The organism is Microcoleus sp. Aus8_D2 (assembly GCF_036702665.1).
In the GTDB taxonomy this organism is placed as follows: Bacteria; Cyanobacteriota; Cyanobacteriia; order Cyanobacteriales; family Microcoleaceae; genus Microcoleus.
Genome location: NZ_JAUBUN010000061.1, coordinates 17,121 through 37,509, shown reverse-complemented (window position 1 = coordinate 37,509; position 20,389 = coordinate 17,121). Strand labels below are relative to the sequence as shown.

General features: G+C 44.3%; 18 protein-coding genes. 10 read left to right on the top strand and 8 right to left on the bottom strand.

All coding sequences use genetic code 11. The annotated features are described in order from the left end of the window. Positions 1-261: hypothetical protein (locus QUB64_RS29995; RefSeq protein ID WP_333343457.1), on the top strand; the 261-nt coding region annotated here is incomplete at its 5' end. A gap of 213 nt (positions 262-474) precedes the next feature. On the opposite strand, the gene QUB64_RS29990 is transcribed toward QUB64_RS29995, so the two are convergent. Further along, complete coding sequence (locus tag QUB64_RS29990; protein ID WP_333277534.1) at positions 475-981, bottom strand: C39 family peptidase; 507 nt, start codon at positions 979-981, stop codon at positions 475-477. Positions 982-1,176: 195 nt separating this feature from the next. On the opposite strand from QUB64_RS29990, the gene QUB64_RS29985 reads away from it, so the two are divergent. From QUB64_RS29985 to QUB64_RS29965, 5 genes are all read left to right on the top strand, one after another. After that, complete coding sequence (locus tag QUB64_RS29985; protein WP_333277532.1) at positions 1,177-1,581, top strand: hypothetical protein; 405 nt, start codon at positions 1,177-1,179, stop codon at positions 1,579-1,581. Next, positions 1,559-2,083, top strand: coding sequence for a hypothetical protein (locus tag QUB64_RS29980; protein WP_333325834.1), 525 nt, complete (start codon positions 1,559-1,561; stop codon positions 2,081-2,083). Before QUB64_RS29985 ends, QUB64_RS29980 begins: the two co-directional genes overlap by 23 nt. 69 nt (positions 2,084-2,152) lie before the next feature. Then, complete coding sequence (locus tag QUB64_RS29975) at positions 2,153-2,830, top strand: hypothetical protein (RefSeq protein WP_333277683.1); 678 nt, start codon at positions 2,153-2,155, stop codon at positions 2,828-2,830. Between the two features lie 80 nt (positions 2,831-2,910). Further along, positions 2,911-4,170, top strand: coding sequence for a hypothetical protein (locus QUB64_RS29970; RefSeq protein WP_333277685.1), 1,260 nt, complete (start codon positions 2,911-2,913; stop codon positions 4,168-4,170). A 640-nt stretch (positions 4,171-4,810) separates the two neighbouring features. Then, on the top strand, positions 4,811-5,101 hold the full coding sequence (locus QUB64_RS29965; protein ID WP_333277687.1) for a hypothetical protein: 291 nt from the start codon (positions 4,811-4,813) through the stop codon (positions 5,099-5,101). Between the two features lie 190 nt (positions 5,102-5,291). Here the strand turns inward: QUB64_RS29965 and QUB64_RS29960 are convergent, their stop codons facing one another. The 3 genes from QUB64_RS29960 to QUB64_RS29950 form a co-directional block, all read right to left on the bottom strand. Next, complete coding sequence (locus tag QUB64_RS29960) at positions 5,292-6,692, bottom strand: tyrosine-type recombinase/integrase (RefSeq protein WP_333277689.1); 1,401 nt, start codon at positions 6,690-6,692, stop codon at positions 5,292-5,294. Positions 6,693-6,996: 304 nt separating this feature from the next. Then, the gene (locus tag QUB64_RS29955) at positions 6,997-7,590 is read right to left on the bottom strand and encodes a pentapeptide repeat-containing protein (protein ID WP_333277516.1); all 594 of its coding nucleotides are present in this window, start codon (positions 7,588-7,590) and stop codon (positions 6,997-6,999) included. 346 nt (positions 7,591-7,936) lie between these two features. Next, positions 7,937-9,349 (bottom strand): HD domain-containing phosphohydrolase, encoded by a 1,413-nt coding sequence (locus QUB64_RS29950; protein ID WP_333277515.1) that lies wholly within the window; start codon positions 9,347-9,349, stop codon positions 7,937-7,939. A gap of 324 nt (positions 9,350-9,673) precedes the next feature. Here QUB64_RS29950 and QUB64_RS29945 point away from each other — a divergent pair, with 324 nt between their 5' ends. Together QUB64_RS29945 and QUB64_RS29940 are read left to right on the top strand one after the other, a co-directional pair. Continuing rightward, positions 9,674-10,414, top strand: coding sequence for an LmeA family phospholipid-binding protein (locus QUB64_RS29945; RefSeq protein ID WP_333277513.1), 741 nt, complete (start codon positions 9,674-9,676; stop codon positions 10,412-10,414). 331 nt (positions 10,415-10,745) lie between these two features. Then, complete coding sequence (locus QUB64_RS29940; RefSeq protein WP_333277511.1) at positions 10,746-11,318, top strand: DUF6658 family protein; 573 nt, start codon at positions 10,746-10,748, stop codon at positions 11,316-11,318. 350 nt (positions 11,319-11,668) lie between these two features. Here the strand turns inward: QUB64_RS29940 and psb35 are convergent, their stop codons facing one another. Then, on the bottom strand, positions 11,669-11,863 hold the full coding sequence (gene psb35, locus QUB64_RS29935) for a photosystem II assembly protein Psb35 (RefSeq protein ID WP_333277509.1): 195 nt from the start codon (positions 11,861-11,863) through the stop codon (positions 11,669-11,671). 135 nt (positions 11,864-11,998) lie between these two features. Between psb35 and QUB64_RS29930 the strand changes: the two genes are divergently transcribed. Beyond that, positions 11,999-15,181 carry a glycerol-3-phosphate acyltransferase gene (locus QUB64_RS29930; RefSeq protein ID WP_333277507.1) on the top strand — a complete coding sequence of 1,061 codons (3,183 nt, stop codon included), beginning with the start codon at positions 11,999-12,001 and terminating at the stop codon, positions 15,179-15,181. A gap of 278 nt (positions 15,182-15,459) precedes the next feature. Here the strand turns inward: QUB64_RS29930 and QUB64_RS29925 are convergent, their stop codons facing one another. Then, positions 15,460-17,187 carry a M10 family metallopeptidase C-terminal domain-containing protein gene (locus QUB64_RS29925; RefSeq protein ID WP_333277504.1) on the bottom strand — a complete coding sequence of 576 codons (1,728 nt, stop codon included), beginning with the start codon at positions 17,185-17,187 and terminating at the stop codon, positions 15,460-15,462. A gap of 344 nt (positions 17,188-17,531) precedes the next feature. Further along, complete coding sequence (locus QUB64_RS29920) at positions 17,532-18,752, bottom strand: ABC transporter permease (protein ID WP_333277502.1); 1,221 nt, start codon at positions 18,750-18,752, stop codon at positions 17,532-17,534. A gap of 23 nt (positions 18,753-18,775) precedes the next feature. On the opposite strand from QUB64_RS29920, the gene QUB64_RS29915 reads away from it, so the two are divergent. Further along, positions 18,776-18,937, top strand: a complete 162-nt coding sequence (locus QUB64_RS29915) for a hypothetical protein (RefSeq protein WP_333277500.1) — start codon at positions 18,776-18,778, stop codon at positions 18,935-18,937. A 118-nt stretch (positions 18,938-19,055) separates the two neighbouring features. Here QUB64_RS29915 and QUB64_RS29910 read toward each other — a convergent pair whose 3' ends face one another. Continuing rightward, positions 19,056-20,273, bottom strand: a complete 1,218-nt coding sequence (locus QUB64_RS29910; RefSeq protein ID WP_333277498.1) for an ABC transporter permease — start codon at positions 20,271-20,273, stop codon at positions 19,056-19,058. Positions 20,274-20,389 lie beyond the last annotated feature (116 nt).

Genomic DNA, 20,389 nt, shown 5'->3' with positions numbered 1-20,389 from the left:
GACGGCAAAGAACTATTTACCAAAATGTTAAATATTTTTGGAGCAAAACCTGATGAGGATGGGTTTAACTACAGTGAAAAAACTTTACCGAGTCAATTTAAAATAGAAAAGGAAATAGTGGTTTTAACAAAAAAAGTTAAAATATCGACACGCCGCCCGATTGTGGACGTAAAATTTAGTCAAGCTTTTTTGGTTTTGAATTCCGTAAAAAAACCTATACCTATTGTAAGGGGTAATGTTAGTTTACAAGTAAATATATAGTTTTAACCCCTTATTTAAGGGGATAAATATATAAATATAAATATAAATATAAATAGTAAATAGTAAATAATATATTATATTTATATTTATATTTATTCCCACCCGCATACCACCCTATATTATTTTTTTTGGAGTGTTGTGTTGTGTTATTTATAACCTCCCATTTTTGTAGCCGCTTGTCAACCCCTTTGTAACAATTCTTTACATTCAGTTTTATTTGCTTATGAAGTGCACCCAAAACGAACCATCAGGAATACACTTTTCTTTAATTAAATTATAGCTGTAGTGTAGGTTTGCCCCGCTTAAGTCAGTTCTGTATCCTGTATCAAACCATTCCCCATATGGATCGTGTACCCAAAAACCCGTATCGTCATAACCTATACCAGTGATGATATGACCAAAATTTGTAAAGTAACCGTGCATTACAATCGGCATACCAGATTTTAACCAGGCTTGACACTCAGTAATAGTCGCATCTACCTTAAAACTATCACTATAGCCGTAGTGCACGACTATTTGAGCTAAATCATATGGTGAGTGAGGATTTAAGCCTGTATGTGTAATGTATTGATACAATTCATCCTCAAGCTGCAAAGCACTTTTAGAGACGCATCCTAGATACTCTAAACACATTGCGATGGACGTTACGTTACAGGAGCCTGTTGGATTAAATTTATTGTCCAGTTGACTTTTGAAAGGGACATTAAGGATGACGCTCATAATTCTGTAATTTTATACTACATTGTAATTGTAACAAAATATTACATTTTTCCCAATCACTTGCGCTCCGATAAATTTCACAATAGGGCAAAATTTATCGGAGCGCAAGTGATTGGGAGGTCATTTATCAACAAATATTTCAACAAGTTTGTTTATTACGACTTAGAAGCTAAACGAGTTTTGGAGCACCGCCCATTGGGCGCTCTGCGTAAAAATGTTATTCGCTTTGACAGTCAACTAGAGTTTGAAGTTTTTAGAGTCATTGCAAGATATTTCCCGATTGAACACATTGACTTTCACTTCAAAATTGAATTAAAGCCTAAAACTCAATATTCTGGAACAACAAATTATTTTGTTGATTTTCGGGTTAAAACCTCTCTTAATGAATATCTTTTTTTAGAAGCTAAAGGTTTAATGACCAAAGAAGCTTCTCTAAAGATTAAATTACTAGAAATCTTAAAACCTGAGATACATAGCAAATTAATAATTTGTTCCGCCAAAAAAGAGTTTTATTTTGGCAAGTCTTACCCATCGTCAGTTCCGCTCGAATCATTAAACAATGTAATCTTGAGTAATTATGCAACACATAGAAGATACTAGACAGTCCCCAATTGAATTAGGTGAGACTGAGGATACTGTACCAACTTATCATTGGTCAGAAATACATTCGCCAAGACTTAATGATTTAACAACAGACATCTTTAATGATGAAGTTGTATTAACACAAAAAGTCAACATTAAGAACGAAACACCAAAAGTTCATTCACAACGAGCTGGTTGTGTAATTTATGACTTCGATTTCTTACGGTACAAATTACTTGAGGTTATTGCACCTATAATTTGCAATCACAAAAATGAATTGATTGAAAAAAATACAAACACCGAAGACGCTTTAGATGCTTTAGATGACTTAGGCTTTAAGCTTACGGGTCAACTTGCTGCAACTATCTTTTCTAGTGTTAGGTATCATGATGAGGCTATGGCCTTTTGTGATGAAGCAGGTGTGGAATTGTCGTATTCCCCAAAAGCGTTGTTACGTAGTTTTAAGTCAGCCAAAACAAGGGCTTACAAAAAAGCTAGTGATAAATTCACTGAAGAGTAAATAACCATTTTATCCCCTTAAATAAGGGGATAAAGTTAGTACAAAGCAAAAACAAAGTAACAAAACAACATGGCAATCAATGTTTCAGTTAACAAAGAAGGATGTACAACTCTGTACATCAATTCAGACTTTATTGTCAGCACAGACATTATTGTTTGGCAAGAATTGGTTCTAGAGGATAAAGGTACAGAGGTTATCTGTTACGGTATTCTATCTTCTGAATGTCGTGGTGTCTCTTCTTACAAAGAGAAAGAATGGAAACCAGCGGGCAAAAAAGCTTTTTATCGAGTTTATTCAAAAGAAAAACAACAGTGGGATAAAGAAACAAACAAATACATTACGGTAAAAGTATCTAAAGATGAAACGGTGCTTTACGATAAGCTTAGTTGTAAAGCAAAAGAATCTGTTGGCACAATATTAAAAGGAAGCATTACACCGTGGGTAAACCCTTTTATCTATGAGCTAGATGCATCACTTCCCTCAAACGCGCCATTAATTCAGAAGATGACAAATCAGTTAGTAGTAGTAACTGAATGTCCCGAACCACATCAATTAACGCAAACTGAAATTACAACTGCATTTGATTCTGTGCTTGTAAGCAAGAAAGGAACGTACACCGCTCCTGAATCAGAATCAAAACGCTTGCTAGCTCGATATGAGTTCTTTCAGTCACAGCTTGAAGACTTTGATTATAAATCTCTTAGTGATTTAGCTTGTCAAATTGAGGGGCTAAAAGAGGACGCATAAAAGTTAACGAAAGAACAGTTTTTTGAAGCGTCAATTCAAACAACGCTTGAATTACTTAAGTGTATAATGGGAAGCTAATAATGACAAAAGCAAAGAAAGGTATTGAGGCGATAAAAGCAGTCCTAGCACAAGCGGATGACAAAGCAGAGTTTGATAGTCTTTCGGTGCTAGAAGAAACAGATACACGGCCTGTCAGTGAGCAAAATGAAAGTATGACACTTAACGATTTTGCTAAACAATTTGATGACGATGACGATGGTATAAATGTTTTTGATGAAACGATATCATTAGGCAAAAACATTACTAACGTACTTGCGCTAATTACAACGGGATTACGCCCTTGGGAGTATAAATTCCTTGCAGCTTACGCATCACTACCGTCAATGCTTTGCAAGATTTTACCAATTGTAGAATTAATTGGTCAAGCTGGTAGTGGTAAAACTCAGTTACTACTTGCAGTATCAGCAATCTCAGGGCAAACAGTCATCTCTGGACAGAGTACAGGTGCTTCATTAAAGAATCATATCAACGCAATTAGATGGGCTGACCCGGAGACAAAATCTCACGAAAAGAATACGCTCTTATTGATTGACAATCTTAATGAAGATTCATTTAAGAAAGAAGAGTATTTGAGTTCTTTTTTGAATGGATACAACCGCAAAACTGATAGATGTTTCATTAGTAATGGGAGGGGGCAGAATATAGAATTTAAAACATTCTGCCCCAAGATGTACACTACAATTTGGGAAAAGACTTCAACGGAACTAAGTCGACGGACAATCGTAATCAGAACAACAAAAACAGCTAAACTTGATAACGTACTCGACCCTGATGATATCTACTGGCAGCCTTTAAGAGACCAAGTCAAAAACTTTTGGCAAGAAGAAGAAACATGGTATTCTTTTAAAAGTTTGGCTAAAAGTTTTAGCGCAATCCCAAAACCTAAACATTCTAAAGAACATTGGACTTTGTTAAAATGGGTTCTGACTTCAGGTGTTGCAATAGGGGTTTGGGATACCTTAGAAAGCGCAATAAATGAAACAAGCAATTGGTTAGAGAATGCCTTAAAGCTACGAATTACGTTGCTAGAAGTGCTTGTTTTACAATCTTTGGAGGACATATTAGGCTTTAAGCAATCAGAATGGCAAACACTCTCTCAAAGCGTACAGATTCATATCTCGCCACGTCACTTAAAGGATGCTCTTGATGTAGCAATCAGAGATGGTTTAATTGATAAGCCGAAGTTGACTGAAGTACAACAGGTTTTAACAAAACTTGGTTTTAGTGCAGGGAAAAAGGATAATCAATTAGGGTACTCTTACAAAGGATTTAAGCAATGAATAAGAGTAACTGTGGAATTGAAGACATATTAACTTTTGACATTACGGAGAGTGCTTCTGCTAAAGCAACTATCGCACTTTCGTTCGTAGAAGAAAAGCATACATTGCTAGAATTCGTATCATTCTTTCAATGGCTAGGGGAACGTTTGGATGATGGTGATATTGAATTTTGTAATATGATTTACAATTCGATGAAATTGAACAAATCTAGTGCGCGGTTAATTAGTGTTTGGTTGATGAGAATCATTAATTAACCATTTTAACCCTTTAAATAAGGGGTTAAATACAAATCATAGTCCGCAATGACTTTAAACTATGTAACTCTTTACTTGGCCTATATACCTAAAAACATGAACGACAATCTAGACACCATTGGAAGAATTCACCAGAAACTTGTCCCAACTTCTATGGATTCATTAACAACCGACATACTAATGGACATACTGTACATCAAGAAGAGGATTGATGCCTTAAGCGTTCTAATACAAGAGGTAACAAAGGCTGTTTGTACTAACACGGATGCGCTCAAGGCGGTTGTTGAAGTGTTAGCGGATGATATACCTTCAAATGACTCTGAGCACAATTCTCGGGTAAATGGAGATTGCAAAGCAAAATGAGACTTACCCAGAGGTAGCAAAAAATGACTGATTCTATTACGGATTACAACGCGGCATATCATGAAATAATCAATAGGATAGATGCAATTGAAAAAAGACTCCCAGTCAGACGGAAGCGTTACCACAAAAATCCTACCGTTGCGTTTAACTGTCCTACTGAAGCGTATAATCAGCTTTGTGTAGAAGCGGGCGGGCTAGCGCTAACCCGTAGCGAATTACTCAGAATGATAGTTTTAGATTATCTGAGTAACAAAGGTAAACCACAAGGTTTTGCGAAACGAATAATAGATGATGATGACCTAATTGATTTTTAGATTCAATCGCATGAAAGTTAACTCAAAATCCCTAGCCAACCTGCGTCCCGCCGCCAATAAAAAGGGTGCTATGTGTGAGTGAAGCAAGGTAAGTGTCGGGCAACAGACAAAGGTTGTAAAATAGTCAATAAAAAACCCCCTAGGTTAAATTAGGGGGTTTATTTTTTGTTTGGTTTATGTACTGGTAGGGTTAGATGTCAGGTAAAGTAGCATCTATATTAATCCCTAGATAGTGTCGTTGGATAACTTCTACACTGTTACCGCATATTGTAGCTAGCAGAAATAAATCTGCACCAGCATGAGCTTGTAAGCTAATGAACGTATGGCGCGTATGATAAGGGGATAGATAGCCACTAATCATACCATCGTCAATTAGCTGAGTAACTAGACCGGGATAGTGATAAACTTTCTTACATTTTCGACCTTTAGATTCTCGCCAAATTGAATCTAAATTATTAGAATTGTAAGAATTGCCTTCTGTGTTAGTAAACACTAAGTCAGTTGATTTCGCGTTCTCAGGTTTGATACGCAGCAGTAGTTCACGTAGTTTAGGGTACATTTTGAACAACCTAATCTCATCCGTTTTCGTAACTTGAGTATTTCTCAGTCTCCCATTGTATGACTTACTAAAGCGAATGCAATCTTTATCACGTCCTATAAATACATCTTGCCAACGTAAAGCGAAAGCCTCACCGCTACGACATCCTGTTAAAAACAGAAACTCGATTAAAGGTGCAGCTTTCCGGTGGCTATGTCGTGCAGACTCATAAAACGCCTTGATAATGATATCCCGCTCATCTTTTGTAAACGCACGTCTGTCATTTTCTTCTGAATCGGTTTCGGTGTCTGCTACTTCCCACCACTCACGCTCTGTACCATCAGCGTTAACCGTTGATTTGTACTTATCCGTTTTGTTTTCAACGACACCACCTACAAATACAAACGGGTTCTTTGTGAGCTTAGTCTTATCCTGTGACTGTAGTCGGGTAAAGGCTTCTGAGAGTGCAGCGATTGTTTTACGCTGCGTTCGTAGGCTTAGCGGAGCATCCATAAGCCGATTAATATCAACCGCACTTAATGACATATCCCAAATACAACCGCTAGCAGCGAGAGTATGCGACCGCTGCTGAGCGTTCCAAATTAAACCTTTAATCGCATTAGTAAACACGACTTGATAATTTAACTTGAAAGTAGTCGCCTCTAGGTACGGTTGTTTCCAAATTAGGTAATCTTCCCACATTGTACCTACCGTTATCTCAGGCTCAGGCTCAGGTATGGGTGCTGCTAGTTTCAGCGCTGCTGATGTGTACTTGACCGCTAAGCCGTACTTAACAAACGTAGGGTCAAATAGTATTTGCCAGTTTTCAGAGTCTGACAAATCACGCTCTATACGCAGCGCTGCTGACTGGGCTAACTTCCAATTCTCAGGTGACTCCCTTAAACCTAGTCCCATAGTCCGTTGCTTAGTTGGGGCCTTGCCGTCCAAGATTTCAAACAGCGGATTGTACTTGCTGCTGAATCGGAAGGCTAAGACGCCCTTCTCAGCGTAGACAGAGACTAGGGGCTTAGGGGTTGTAGTTTTAGCTTGCATATTCTGTTTTCAATGTTCGGTAAGGGTTTCAGCGTTCTAGGAAAGTTCTAGACTATTGACTAGATTAGCTAGAAATACATTTCTGGATTTATCCCCTTAAATAAGGGGTTAAATCATAAAATCAGTATAGCATGGTTTATTCTTGAAAGGATGTACCGCTAAACAAAGCTGCTACCATTTATCCGTTTGCTGATCTACAGTCGCTATTATAACCTCTCATTAAGAAATGTTAAAATAGCTTGTTCTTATTCACTTTATAAGCAGATGTTGTTTTTGTCTGCGTTGAAAGTAACATTTTTGAAATTTAAGGGCTCAGGGGGGTGCCTTGGAGACAAGCTCGATCGAGCAAAGCTCCATCCCAGACGGTATGTTCGATCGACGCACAGAGCAAATTAGCCCCCGTCAAGTTAGCACCGCGCAGTACGGCTCCATTCAGGATAGCTTCTTCCAAGTCAGCACCCGACAAGTCGGCGCCGGACAAATTGGCATTGCTCAAATCAGCTTGCTGCAAAATTGCCCGAGCCAAATTAGCGCCCCGCAAATCGGCACCGCGCAAATCGACACCGCTCAAGTCCAAATTGCCGATCGAGGCTGCGGTCAAAAAAGCACCCCCAAAACTGGCATCGCGGACTAAAGCGTTAGTGAAGGAAGCACCGCGCAAGTCAGCATTCCGAAAATCAGCGCCGCGCAAGTCAGCGCCGCTCAAGTCAGCACCGCGCAGGTTGGCTCGCAGTATCGCGCGCTGCAAGTTAGCGCCGGTGAGATTAGCTCCCGTTAAGTTAGCTTGAGATAAGTCCGCACCCGCGAGATCGGCTCCCGCTAAGTCTGCGCCAGCTAAATCAATGCCGGCCAATATATGAATTTTGCCTTGGCGTATGGCTTCGAGGTCATTAGTCATTAGTTTTTAGTCATGGGGCATAGGGCATAGGGCATAGGGCATGGGGCATGGGGCATGGGGCATGGGCACTCGCAGGGCAGTGGGGCATTGGGGATGGGGCATCGGGGATGGGGCATTGGCCAAACAGGTCATTAGTCATTAGTCATTAGTTTTTAGTCAGTTGGCAGTTGGCAGTTGTCAGTTGTCATCAGTCATCAGTCATCAGTCATCAGTCCGATGCCCTATGCCCTATGCCCTATGCCCTATGCCCATAGCCCCATCCCCTATGCCCATAGCCCCATGCCCCACTGCCCTGCGAGTGCCCATGCCCTATGCCCCATGCCCTATGCCCCATGCCCAATTTATTTTATAATGCCGGGGATGCTGCCGGAGCGCGATCGCCCAATTCTTCCAACCAGATATTAGGAAGTTGGCTGGGGCGGGTGGGTAACTCCATCAAACCCATGTCTGCTAGTCTGACGACATTGCCGAGAGTTTCCACCAAAGCCGGATCGAAGCGAGTACCAGAAAGTTCGCGGCACTTTTCCAAAGCTGCTGTCAAACTCAACGCCGGACGATCGCCCCGCGGTTGAGTCAAATCTTGAAAACAAGCGACTAACCCGACAATCCGCGAAGCAATCGGTATCTCTTCGCCTCGCAAACCTTCTGGCCTACCGCTGCCGTCCCAATTTTCGAGTTTGTGCTTGACAATTTCGGCGACTGGTGATAATTCCGGCATTGCTTGCAGGAGTTGGGAACCGATGAAACTGCGATCGCGCCAAAATGATAGAGTTGCTTGGTCGAATTTATCGGAAGTGCGATCGAACACTTCATTCGGCGCCGAAACTAAGCCGACTCGAAACAGCAATCCCGCCAGCCGCAGACGACGCAACTGTAAAGCTGGTAAATCCAACAATTGACCCAAAGTTTCCGACAAAGCAGCCACCTGCAAAGACGCTGTGGGATTTGAGGTGTCGCGTTCGTCTACGCGCTGGGCCATCCGCAGAAAAGCTTGCAGTTTGTTGGCGTTCAAATTGCGGCTGACGCGCAAAGCTTGACCTTCCAATTCCCACAAATCGCGGGTTTGGCGGTTAATTGCCACCATTTGCTGCTGAGAACTTTGGAGGTAAGTGACGATGCGCGATACTACGCCACTAATGTCTGCCAAGGGCGGGCCTTTGGTAGCAAGAATCGAGTGGTAAATTTCCAGCAAACTGTCGGCTAGAGAGGGATTATAATGTCGTGTTTGTTCTATAAAAATTTCTGCTGACGCCGACACCAAGGACTGGTCAAATGACCACAAACCGTAGAACTTTCGCTCTGTATCGACTTCTGGCTTGCCCTCTGGTAAGTATTCCTCGGCTGTAAGTTCGCGACAAAGCACCATTGCTTTGTAAGTCGGGGCGAGGATGATTAAATTCCATTCTTGAATTATCGGGTCTATCTCATCGAGTTCTATTAAAGATACATTTTCTAAATGACCGGTTTTGTGGTTAGCGAAGCCACTGTCGGCTACTGCGCCGATGACAACCTGTCGGGAAGCATTAGCAATATCGAAGTAGCGATCGGCTTCTTGCAAATACCATTTTCCCTGCTGAAATGTCACCAAAACCAGCGGTTTGAGTGCGAGATCGTCCCCGCTGCTGGTTTGCAAAATGTGGTCTTCTAGGGCGTGACACAGGGCTACTAGGGTGTTTTTGAAGTATACCCCGTAGCTAGAAGGCAGTTTTCCGTCGGGAAGTGTAGCTTGTAGTCTGGCGAGAGTTGATTCTGGATTCATTGCAAAAGGCGGTGCCGGCTCTTAATGTATTGTAACGTGCGATCGAGCTTCTCGAAAATACTTTTGACAAAAATCCGAGTTTGTGAGGGTTTGTGGCTCTACAAGAGACAAAAACGGGGATCTAAAGGCGATCGCGCACCTGCGGCTATTTGTGGCTCATCAAAAAAAACTTATTTTAATTGCGATGAAGTAATTTCGGCAACTTTCTGGAAACCCTCTATCTTTGGCTGAGTTTTTTCGGAGACGAGACACTGGCCCAGAGGAAGACGTTAAATGATTTAGGTATTATCTACTATTTCTTAAACAAGATTAGGAATTTTGAGCGTGCTTGAACAAAATCGGAGTTTAGGGGAACAGGCGATCGACAAAGTAGCAGAGATTGCTATTGCTAGCAGATTAGACGGATCGGAAAGTTTTTCAGTAAAAGTCAGCACCGATCCAGCCCAGCTAGCGCAGGGAGAAGTAGAGGCAGTTGCCGTTGAGGGCAAAGGATTGGTAATGCAGCAAGATTTGCGCGTGCAAGAATTGCAACTTCACATCAAGGATATTACTGTCAATCCCCTGAGCGCTATGTTTGGTAAAATTGAACTCAACGCGCCAGCCTTCGGTACGGCGCGAGCAGTTTTAACCGAAAGCGATATCAACCGCGCTTTTAATTCCGAATACATCAGCAGCAAACTGAACAACTTAAAAGTTACTGTTGAGGGCAAACCGCTGACGATCGACGTTAAAACTGTGCATTGTCAATTGCTTTCATCCGGCAAAATCTCGTTAAATGCTGAGGTATTGGTGAAGGAAACTGGTGCTACCGAAAAAATTAATTTTACAGCAAAACCTCAGGTCGCGGCGGACGGTTGGGCAATTTCTCTTCAGGATGTGGAGTATCCAAAAAATAAGGAATTTGCGCCGGAGTTGACAGCAGCTTTGGCCGATAAAGCTGGTGAAGTTTTAAACTTGCGAAATTTTGAACTAGAGGGAATGTCCCTCCGAATTCAGCAGCTAGATGTGCAAGCTGGTGTGCTGACTTTGCAAGCTGAAGCGAAAGTCGAACAATTTCCCAGTTAGGAGTTACTGGTGCGCCAGAAACAGAAAACCCCTTCAATTCGAGCAATTATAGCGATTTTTAGTATTGCAAATTATACAGGCTCGGCTCTAGGACTAGGACACGGCAGTGCCGTGTCCCTACTTTGTTTGATGAATTGTAGGTGAGCTAGTTATCGGAAAATTGTTTAATTGTCGCAGTTATGAGAATTAATGAACTGCTAATTTTCGACTCCATCTAAAGTTAGAAAAAAAATGCTATTGTTCGATTTCAAAATATCACCGGCGTTAGAGGCAGCCAGGGAGAGTTTATTTTTACTCTTGACAAGTAGTCGTAAACAATCGGGAAAATTTTGTGAACACTGTAACTGCTTTTCTTAAAAGATTTCGGATCAGTCAGTTTTTGACTGTATTTATGGCAGGCTTGCTGCTGTTTACCAGTACCGCTTGCAATGCCGGCGATGTTCGAGGTGCTCGGCCCGAAAATCCTCCCGTTCAAATGGGAGGAATGAATAACCCCCACAAGGCTGGTGGTGATGGGTACACGGATTATAAAATGTCTACCGACCCGAAAGTCAATCAATCGCCTGCTAAAGTAGGGAAGAATCAGGCTGATTTGTCAATTTTGGGCGAGACACTGCTAGCTTCGACTACGGCTGAGTCTAATGCCTCAAAGCTGCTTTATCCGGGTTCTGCACCGATGGAAACTGACAAATTTGATGAGGATCTTGCGGGGGACAAAGCTCTTTTAGAAACCCTTGACGGACAGCCAGCCAAGGCTCAACCGGTATTCGATCGCAGCGCTCCAGATGCCAAGATTTTAGAGAGAGTAGGGGCAGCTTTTAAGGATGCTTCTAGTTTCCTCAAAGATAGTGCTGAAGATGCGAAAGAAAGCTCGGTGACCAAACTCAATCCGCTGCAAAAATAAGCCAGTAGAAGTTGCGAGCGCCGATGTAGGGGCTGTTTAAGACTTACCCCCTACACAATATTAACGATAGTTATGCCAGCAGCTCATACTCTAGGTTCGTAGTGAGGACTTTAGTCCTTCTTAATATGACTTTAGTCCTCATTACTAACTAATTTGCCTGTGTTCGAGGCAGACAATCTAAATATGTTTTTCGAGAGATGTTGAATTTTAATAATATATAAAAATAGGACTTGTGCAATCAATGGAAACTTCAGGTCTTTAAATTGCAGAGCCTCGGTTGGCAACGACCAATTTTTCTCATTAATCCACAAGTCCTCTTCGAGCTTTTCGTCGGCTAAAGAAACTTTGTATTACTTGCTTTGGGAATCAGAAATATCCGCAATCAAATCATCTTTATCAACTTTTGGAACAAAATCAGGCCGTTCTTTGGATTCCCAACCCGGGGGGCGCTTGGAGTTGTACCACGCAATGGAGCCGATACTAACCGCAGCCACAAATCCAACACCAAGAACTGCGATGGGAATCATTAGGTTGTTATCTACCATTTGGTTCAAATCCTTATTTACTCTACTTCTGTATTATTTTATATGTTATTGATGCTCGTGCAATATATCGGAAGACTGAAAAAGTGAGTGAATTGCAGCCATAATGCTTAGAGATGGAAATTGGAGGGCCCCTTTATGCCGCTGTTGACGATCGTACTTCTGTTAGCTGCCAGTTTTGCCCTCGGCGCTTTGCCGCTGACTCGCTGGGCGGTGCGGCTGCTGGGTGGCAAGGATTTGAGGCGGTTGGGCACGGGGAATGCGGGCGTGTCGGCTGCTTTTATTCACGGGGGGAAATGGGCGGGGATTGCTGCGGTGTTGGCGGAAATTGCCCGGGGTATTTTGCCTGTTTTGGCGGGGCGCTTTTGGTTTCCTGATGCGCCGGAGATCGCGATCGCCCTGTTAATTCCTCTAGTCGCTGCCAGATCTGCGATCGCCCGAGGTGGAGGCGTCACTAATGCCGTTTGGGGTCTTTTGGTATTTTCGCCGCCGGTGGCTGTCTCATCGGGCATTTGGGGGCTGCTGGTGTGGGGTTTGGCAGATCGGTTCTGGGAAAAGGGCGATCGGGCGAGACTGTTTGCTTCCCGCTGTGGCTGTCTGTGCACGCCCCTTTGGGTTTGGGTGTGGCGTCAATCTTTGCCGGAATTTTTAGCAGCAGCAGGATTGGGAGTTTTATTAGCAGCAATTAATCTCAGTCAGGGTGATGATATGGCTTTATCTAAATCGGAACAATTGTTTTCTCTTGATGACTCGTTGGATCCTGCAATCTGCGGCGATAAGGCTGCTAGGTTGTCTCAGCTAAAACGCGCTGGTTTTAATGTTGCTTCTGGTTTTGTCTTACCATCGAAGGAAGAAGGAAGTACGTCCGCTTCTTTTGTAGCGGATGTAGCGGATGTAGCGGATGTAACGGATGTAACGGATGTTAAGAATAGGAAAATAGGCAGACGTAATAATCGGAAATTCGATCGCCTTTCAATCAGTAATTCTGTCATCCAAAATTTGAAAGCTAAAATCCCTAACCTCATGATTGTGCGCTCTTCGGCGGCGGGAGAAGATGGCGATCTTAGTTCCGCAGCCGGACAATATCAAACCATCGGGCCTGTTTTGACTGAAGCAGAATTGCTCGATGGCATTAACCGCTGCCGCCAGTCTTATTGGAGTTCGGAAGCTGTGGCTTACCGCCGACAGCGACAACTCCCTGATACTCAAATGGCTGTCTTGATTCAGCCTTATATTGAGGGCAAAGTTGCCGGGGTTATGTTCAGCCGCAATCCTTTAGATGGCGGTTCCCAGATTATTATTGAAGCTTTGCCGGGAGGCGCGGAATCTGTTGTCGGCGGACAAGTTACTCCGGTTCATTTGGAAGTTGATTTTACCCAGCCTGAAACTTTAGAACAAACTTTAAGCGAATTAGAATTTAATTCAATTATTGACAAACAAATTATAGCAGAATTAGTCAAACAAGCCCAAGCAATTGAAGCTTTTTTTCACGGCATCCCGCAGGATATTGAGTGGAGTTGGGACGGGGAAAAAGTTTGGATTTTGCAAAGCCGCCCGATTACTAATTTGCAGCCGTTTTGGACTCGCACTATTGCCGCCGAAGTGATTCCTGGTGCAATTCGCCCGCTAACTTGGTCGATTAATCGGCCGCTGACTTGTGGGGTTTGGGGAGAGATTTTTCGGGTGGTTTTGGGCGATCGCGCTGCTCATCTAAATTTCAACGAAACCGCAACTTTGCTGGGTTCCCACGCCTATTTTAACGCGACTCTGTTGGGCGAAATCTTTCGGATGATGGGATTGCCGGAGCAGGGTTTGGAGTTTTTGCTCAGAGGGCAGAAGATGGGTAAGCCGCCTTTGGGGAAGGTTTTGCCGAATTTGCCTGGTTTGTGGCGTTTGGTGCAGCGGGAACGGGCGCTGAATGCAGATTTAGAGGGCGATCGTACTTCGATTTTTATGCCCGCACTACAAAGTCTGGAGAAGTCAGTTGGCAGTCGGCAGTTGGCAGTTGACAGTAGTAAAAATGCCCAATTCCCAATTCCCGATTCCCAATGCCCACCCTTCGACTTCGCTCAGGGCAAGATGCCCAATGCCCAATTCCCAATTCCCGATTCCCAATGCCCACCCTTCGACTTCGCTCAGGGCAAGATGCCCAATGCCCACCCTTCGACTTCGCTCAGGGCAAGATGCCCAATGCCCAATTATCAGTATTTGTCGGAGTTGTTGGATAAATCAGAGCAAATTCAGGAGTGGCTGAAGCCGATTACTTACTACAATATCTTAGGGCCGATCGGGCTGGCAATTCGCAAAGCAATTTTTCGGGTTGACGATGATTGGCTAGTTAATGATACTGCTCCAGAAATCGCTTCGGTGCGAGGTTTGCAGCAGTTGGGTGAAAAATTGCGGCAAGCTGCGATTTCGCAGTCGGGCGATAATGTTTCAGCAGCACAGTTAGCGCAGATTTTTGCTGAAACTCCGGCTTTGCAAGCAGAGTTTGAACAGTGGCTTGCTATTTACGGATATTTGAGTGAAGTGGGAACTGATATCGCTGTTCCTACTTGGCGGGAACAACCGGAAACTTACCGCAAATTGCTGGTAACTATGGCTCAAAAACCTGCTGTTGCTAATTCACCAGCAATTGATAAATTAAGTTTGACTTGGATTCAAAAGTGGCGTTTAGATAAATGTCAGCAACGAGCTACAGTCAAAAGCCAAATTAGCGAAATTTACGCGCGGTTGTTGGCTCATCTCCGCTGGACTTTTCTGGAGATTGAAGCTTGCGGATTGGAAATGCAGGTGTTTCAGGAACCTGGTGATATTTTTTATCTGGAATTTGGGGAGATTCAGCACTGGATTCGCAGCGGTGCAAGTGTTTCTTTTCAGGAGACGATTCGGCAGAGGCGCGATCGCCTGTTAGCAGATCGCGATCGCCCGATTCCCCCTGTAGTCTACGGCAATTTGCTACCGAATTCTCGCAAAAGGTCGATCGACCCTGAAACATCTACAACCGCTATCATGCAGGGAATCCCCGCAAGTATCGGCTGCGTCGAAGGTTTTGTCAAGATTTGCCGGAGTGTCACCACAGATTTAGGGGAAAATGCGATCGTCGTAGTACCCTATACCGATGCCGGTTGGGCGCCGCTGCTGTTGGGAGCAACAGCAATTGTAGCGGAAGTTGGCGGCCAATTGTCTCACGGAGCGATCGTCGCTCGCGAGTACAAAATTCCGGCTGTGATGAATATTGCTGAAGCCACAACTCGCCTGCGAGACGGTCAAAAAGTCCGAGTTGACGGATATCTCGGCACTGTAGAATTGCTCGAATAGTCAGTCCTGGATGCCAAGCGTGGCTTGACGCGCTACTTTAGCGGTAAGGTTCGCCGCAGTGCTTTTTTCATAAGACCTATTGTAAAAAGCAGACAATACCCTGAAATGCATCTGCGTTGCATCTGTGTTTATCTACCTTACATCTGCGGTTGAAGGAGCGATCGAAGACTTATGCCAGAAGTCTATACATATATTTATAAAATTAGAGATGCACCCACTTAGAAAATAGAAAATAAAAAGTTTTCCATTTTCCATTTCCCGATCGACTCGCCACTTTCCTAAACTAAGAAATTCTGAACAACATAGTTGCCCAGATTTCTACCCGCACTCACACCCTCTACGTTAGCACTCATGAAATGGATGCCTCCGTAAATGCGGCTCATCCCCGATTCGTCGGCCGCTTGGCTGAAGTTTTCAAAGGTTCGCAAACTGTTGACAGACTTGTCTCCCTTATCTGCAAAGCCAAAATCCGAACCAAATACAGAGCTCATAACAGCATCGGCTGCACCGCTAAAGGTACTGTGGCCTGACATATACTCCGGGAAGGGCGGAGTTACCAGCAGCGGCGTCCACTGGGTGTCGGCTGTCGTGTTGGGATTGTTGTCTGTGTCAGCTTGGCGAATAGCTGTCACGGGCCGCCAGAAGTTGTACTGATATTTAGCATCCCAGCAGCTAATAGCTGCATCCGCTTCGGCAATATTTAGCAGGGCGAACAAGCGGGCGCTATCTTCCAACGATGTACCGGTGAGCGCCGATGCTTCTGAGGCGATTTGGTTCCAGTGGCCGGGGGGAGTAAAAGTACCTCCACCGTTGGCCCAGAATTTGGCGATCGCAGTTTGATCCGGCGTGCGCGTCAGACTGTCAGCTTTGCCAATTTCTTTGGCAAAGTTGACCTCCTCTGCGTACTTGGCGCTGTCGAGGGCGGGCGGGTCCGACGGGCGGAACTGGGAACCGCTAGTCATCGCAAAAGGAGTCACATCCGGCCACTGGGGTGCCAGCGCCGCGGCCAGGGCGGGAGGAGTCGGCTGCCAATTGCCGGGGTCAGTTTTGGGTGTGTACGACACTACTTTGCTCGCGCCGTCTGTACTCCGCCAACTGATAATTTGGTCAGCAACCTGTTGTCCGAGGATAATGCCCTCTTGTTTAGATTTGCTGTCGGGAATTTTTGCTAAAGACGATGCGTATACTTCGTCAAATTTGCCGGTTTGTGCCGGGTACAGGCTAGCTAGGGTGCGGTAGGCGGCGCTGGCGGCGGCGGCTTCTTGTGACGCGCCCGCTGGTGCATCTATGTTGACGCGGTAAGGGCTGTATTTTTTACTAATCGAGTTAACGGAGTCGTAAATCGCTACGGAAACCATAGCCATGTTGCGGGAAGCTAGCGGAGGTGGCGTGCTGGCTGTCCGAATGGCTTCGAGCATCGTTGTGTTCCAATCTCTGATACAGTTGCCCGAAAGGTGAGTTGCGAAGTTTTCGGGGGTGACGGTATTGCTGTTGACTCCCTGCAATACTGCTAAATACTCACCTGTGAGTTTGTCTTGAATTACCGTGCTGTTGCTGTTGGTGTCTGTGCCTTGCTGGATGTTTAAGTCTCCAAATGTCAGGCCGTCGAGCAGGCGAATTTTGTCCTTGCCCTTCTCGAAGTCGGTGAAGTAGTCGGCTGTGGCTACCGTTGGGCCGCCGCTACCTTTGCCGATCGCGAAAATGTCATCGCCTTCACCACCAGTGAGGGTATCGCTGCCTTTACCGGCATCGAGGGTGTCGTTGCCGGAATTGCCAAAAATTAGGTCGTTGCCTTTACCGCCCCACATGATATCGTCGTCTGGGCCGCCGAAAATTGAATCGTTGCCGGAGTCGCCACAGATTTTGTCTTTACCTCGATCGCCTTCGATAAAATCGTCTCCGCTTTTGGCATAAATTATGTCGTTGCCATCCAAGCTGTTAATTCTGTCTGGTGCTGAAGTTCCTTCGATAAAGTCGAATTTAGGACTGTTGGTAAGAGACGCCATTGGTTTTTATTTGATAATTTTCCCTAGCATCGAATAGTAAAGACTCACAGCATCTATCATCGATCCTGTGAGTCTTTCGGCTTCTATTTTAGATTACTACACTTTTTCCTAAGTAAGTAAATACCCTGATAGCAACTTTATTGAATCTTTAATTTATTACTCATTTTTATAAAGTTTCCGGATTGTTTTTAGAGTAAGTTGTATTATATGAGTTTTGCTCCATATTTACGCTTCCACTGGTTTTATTAATATTTAAATAGATATTGTGGTGAGAATAAACCTGTAACATTATGTATGTAATTATAGGGATATATACTTAAATAGGGTATCAGTGGGCTTATTTGTTAAGCACTTCTCAAGGCTGCGATCGGATCTAGTTTGGCGGCTTGGCGGGCGGGAACAACGCCGAAGAAGAGGCCGACGCCACCGGAGACACTGACAGCAAGGGCGATCGCCACGGGCGAAATACCAGCTTGCAGGGGCGTGAAATTACCTACAAGCAAGATACCGCCCACACCTACGCAAGTACCGACAATCCCGCCCGCCGCAGATAAAATTACAGCTTCGATAATGAATTGAAATAAGATATCGTGCTGCGATGCTCCGATCGCCTTTCTGAGCCCAATTTCCTGGGTGCGCTCGCTGACGGAAACCAGCATAATGTTCATAATCCCAATTCCGCCCACCAACAGCGAAATACTAGCAACAGCAGTTAACATAAGTGTCAGAGCCCCGGAAATCGAGCCCATTGTCGCCATTAAATCTTTCTGATTTCTGACCGTAAAGTCATCTTCTGTGGTAATCTTGTGTCGCAATCTCAGCAAGTTTTCCACCTGAAATTGAGCCGCATCCATTTTCGACTCATCTTCAATCGAAATAAACAGCGAAGTGACAGCTAAACCGTAGGGAGACTTGCGCCCGACAATCCGGTTGGCCATTGTGGCGATCGGCACAACCGCCGAGTTATCATAGTTAGTACCAAAAGATGTCCCTTTAGGCGCAAATACTCCAATGACTTTCATACTGACATTTTTGATTCGCACTTGTTCCCCGAGGGGATTGGTATTAGCAAACAGTTTTTCAGCTAATTCTGAACCTAGAACCACAACTTGATTGTTTTGCTTAACATCGAGTTCCGTCAAAAATCGCCCTTTAGCCATCTCAAAGTTTCTGACAGTCAGAAATTCTGGAATTGTGCCGAAAATCAGAGACGACACATTTTTGTTACCGTAGCGAACAAGTTCAGAACTGTTGAGTTCTGCGGAGACGCCTTGTACCGACGGGACTTGAGTTGCGATCGCCTCACCATCTTCTACTATCAGTGTTTGGGGCGCATTTCTAATCGAACTTCGGCTAGCATTCGGTACACCCGGCCTCACAATCAATACATTTGTACCCAGAGATTGAACTTGTCCTGCTACAAATTTTTGCGCGCCTTCTCCAATTCCAATCATCGCAATTACCGAGGCATTTCCGACAATCATCCCAATCATGGTTAAACTGCTGCGAGTTTTGTTTGCTAGCAGTGTTTGACCGGCCATTTTAACGCTTTCAATAAAATTCATAATTTGGGAATGGGGAATGGGGAATGGGGCATCGGGCATCTTGCCCGCTCGCGAAGTCGAAGGGTGGGCATGGGGCATGGGGCATCGGCCAAACAGGCCAAACAGGCCAAACAGGCCAAACAGGCCAAACAGGGAATTGGGAATTGGGAATTGGGAATTGGGAATTGGGAATTGGGAATTGGTAATTTTCTACCTAACTAATGCCCCATGCCCCATGCCCCATGCCCTGTTTTGCCTGTTTGGCCCGTGACTAATAACTAATAACTAATAACTAATGACTAATGACTAATGACTAATGACTTCTCAAGCACTTCTGAGTGCCACAATCGGGTCTAACTTAGCAGCTTGTTTTGCCGGTACAACGCCGAAAAATAAGCCGATACCGCCAGAAACACCAACCGCAAGGGCGATCGCCACGGGAGACACGCTAGCTTGTAAAGGACTAAAAGCAGACACCAAAAACACGCCACCAATACCAAAGCCAGTACCGATCGCACCACCAGCAGCCGACAAAATCACAGCCTCAATCATAAACTGAATCAGAATATCCTGAGGCGAAGCGCCGATCGCCTTTCGCAGACCAATTTCCTTAGTGCGTTCAGTCACCGAAACCAGCATGATATTCATAATCCCGATGCCGCCGACAAACAGCGAAATCGCCGCCACAAAAGCCAACATCAGAGTCAAAGCACCAGTAATGCTGCCCAAAGTCTTCATTAAATCCTTCTGATTTCGGACAGTAAAATCATCTTCCTTAGTAATATTGTGACGCAATCGCAGCAGATTTTCTATCTGAAATTGCGCCGCACTCATTAACTTCTCATCTTTCACAGAAACCGAAATAAATGTTACCTTAGTACCGTAGGGAGACGAGCGACCGACAATGCGGTTAGCCATCGTTGTTAGCGGCAAATAAACATTCATATCTTGATTGTCACCAAAACTCGAACCCTTGGCCTGCATCACTCCAATCACTTGAAAAGTTGCGTTTTTGATGCGAACATATTGACCGACAGGCTGCGTATTTCCAAACAATTGTTCAGCAGCTTCTGACCCTAAAGCAACTACATTTTCTTGTCTTTCTAAATCTAGCTTGTTTAAAAAACGACCTTGAGCAATATCAAAACTTCTTACCGACAGAAATTCGGGGGTAGTTCCCACAATCGAAGACGAAACGTTTTTATTGCGGTAAGTAACGATTTGACTGTCATTGAGAGTTGGTGCAACTTGTTCGACAGAAGGAACTTGAGAGGCGATCGCATTTGCATCTTCCAACACCAAAGTTTGAGGAGGAATCACCGGGCGACTTTGTGCATCTGGACTTCCGGGAATGATAAACAGCAAGTTGGAACCCAAAGAGTTAACCTGTCCCGCAATATAGGTTTGAGCTCCTTCGCCAATACCAATCATCGAAATTACAGAAGCATTACCGATGATAATTCCTAACATCGTCAAGCTACTGCGGAGCTTATTAGCTGTCAAAGTTGTGACAGCCATTTTGACACTTTCAACAATATCCATGATTCGATTTTAGATTTTAGATTTTGGATTTTCGATTTTTCTATTGCAGGATTTACTCATCAAAAGCAAAAACGGTTCGTAGTGCGGACTTCAGTCCGGAGCATTTGGCGGACTGA

What these genes read in the sequence shown, in the direction of transcription:
- QUB64_RS29990 (WP_333277534.1), bottom strand. Translation starts at nt 981, where the DNA reads ATGAGCGTCATCCTTAATGTCCCTTTCAAAAGTCAACTGGACAATAAA.
- QUB64_RS29980 (WP_333325834.1), top strand. Translation starts at nt 1,559, where the DNA reads ATGCAACACATAGAAGATACTAGACAGTCCCCAATTGAATTAGGTGAG.
- QUB64_RS29975 (WP_333277683.1), top strand. Translation starts at nt 2,153, where the DNA reads ATGGCAATCAATGTTTCAGTTAACAAAGAAGGATGTACAACTCTGTAC.
- QUB64_RS29970 (WP_333277685.1), top strand. Translation starts at nt 2,911, where the DNA reads ATGACAAAAGCAAAGAAAGGTATTGAGGCGATAAAAGCAGTCCTAGCA.
- QUB64_RS29965 (WP_333277687.1), top strand. Translation starts at nt 4,811, where the DNA reads ATGACTGATTCTATTACGGATTACAACGCGGCATATCATGAAATAATC.
- QUB64_RS29960 (WP_333277689.1), bottom strand. Translation starts at nt 6,692, where the DNA reads ATGCAAGCTAAAACTACAACCCCTAAGCCCCTAGTCTCTGTCTACGCT.
- QUB64_RS29955 (WP_333277516.1), bottom strand. Translation starts at nt 7,590, where the DNA reads ATGACTAATGACCTCGAAGCCATACGCCAAGGCAAAATTCATATATTG.
- QUB64_RS29950 (WP_333277515.1), bottom strand. Translation starts at nt 9,349, where the DNA reads ATGAATCCAGAATCAACTCTCGCCAGACTACAAGCTACACTTCCCGAC.
- psb35 (WP_333277509.1), bottom strand. Translation starts at nt 11,863, where the DNA reads ATGGTAGATAACAACCTAATGATTCCCATCGCAGTTCTTGGTGTTGGA.
- QUB64_RS29930 (WP_333277507.1), top strand. Translation starts at nt 11,999, where the DNA reads ATGCCGCTGTTGACGATCGTACTTCTGTTAGCTGCCAGTTTTGCCCTC.
- QUB64_RS29925 (WP_333277504.1), bottom strand. Translation starts at nt 17,187, where the DNA reads ATGGCGTCTCTTACCAACAGTCCTAAATTCGACTTTATCGAAGGAACT.
- QUB64_RS29920 (WP_333277502.1), bottom strand. Translation starts at nt 18,752, where the DNA reads ATGAATTTTATTGAAAGCGTTAAAATGGCCGGTCAAACACTGCTAGCA.
- QUB64_RS29915 (WP_333277500.1), top strand. Translation starts at nt 18,776, where the DNA reads ATGGGGCATCGGGCATCTTGCCCGCTCGCGAAGTCGAAGGGTGGGCAT.
- QUB64_RS29910 (WP_333277498.1), bottom strand. Translation starts at nt 20,273, where the DNA reads ATGGATATTGTTGAAAGTGTCAAAATGGCTGTCACAACTTTGACAGCT.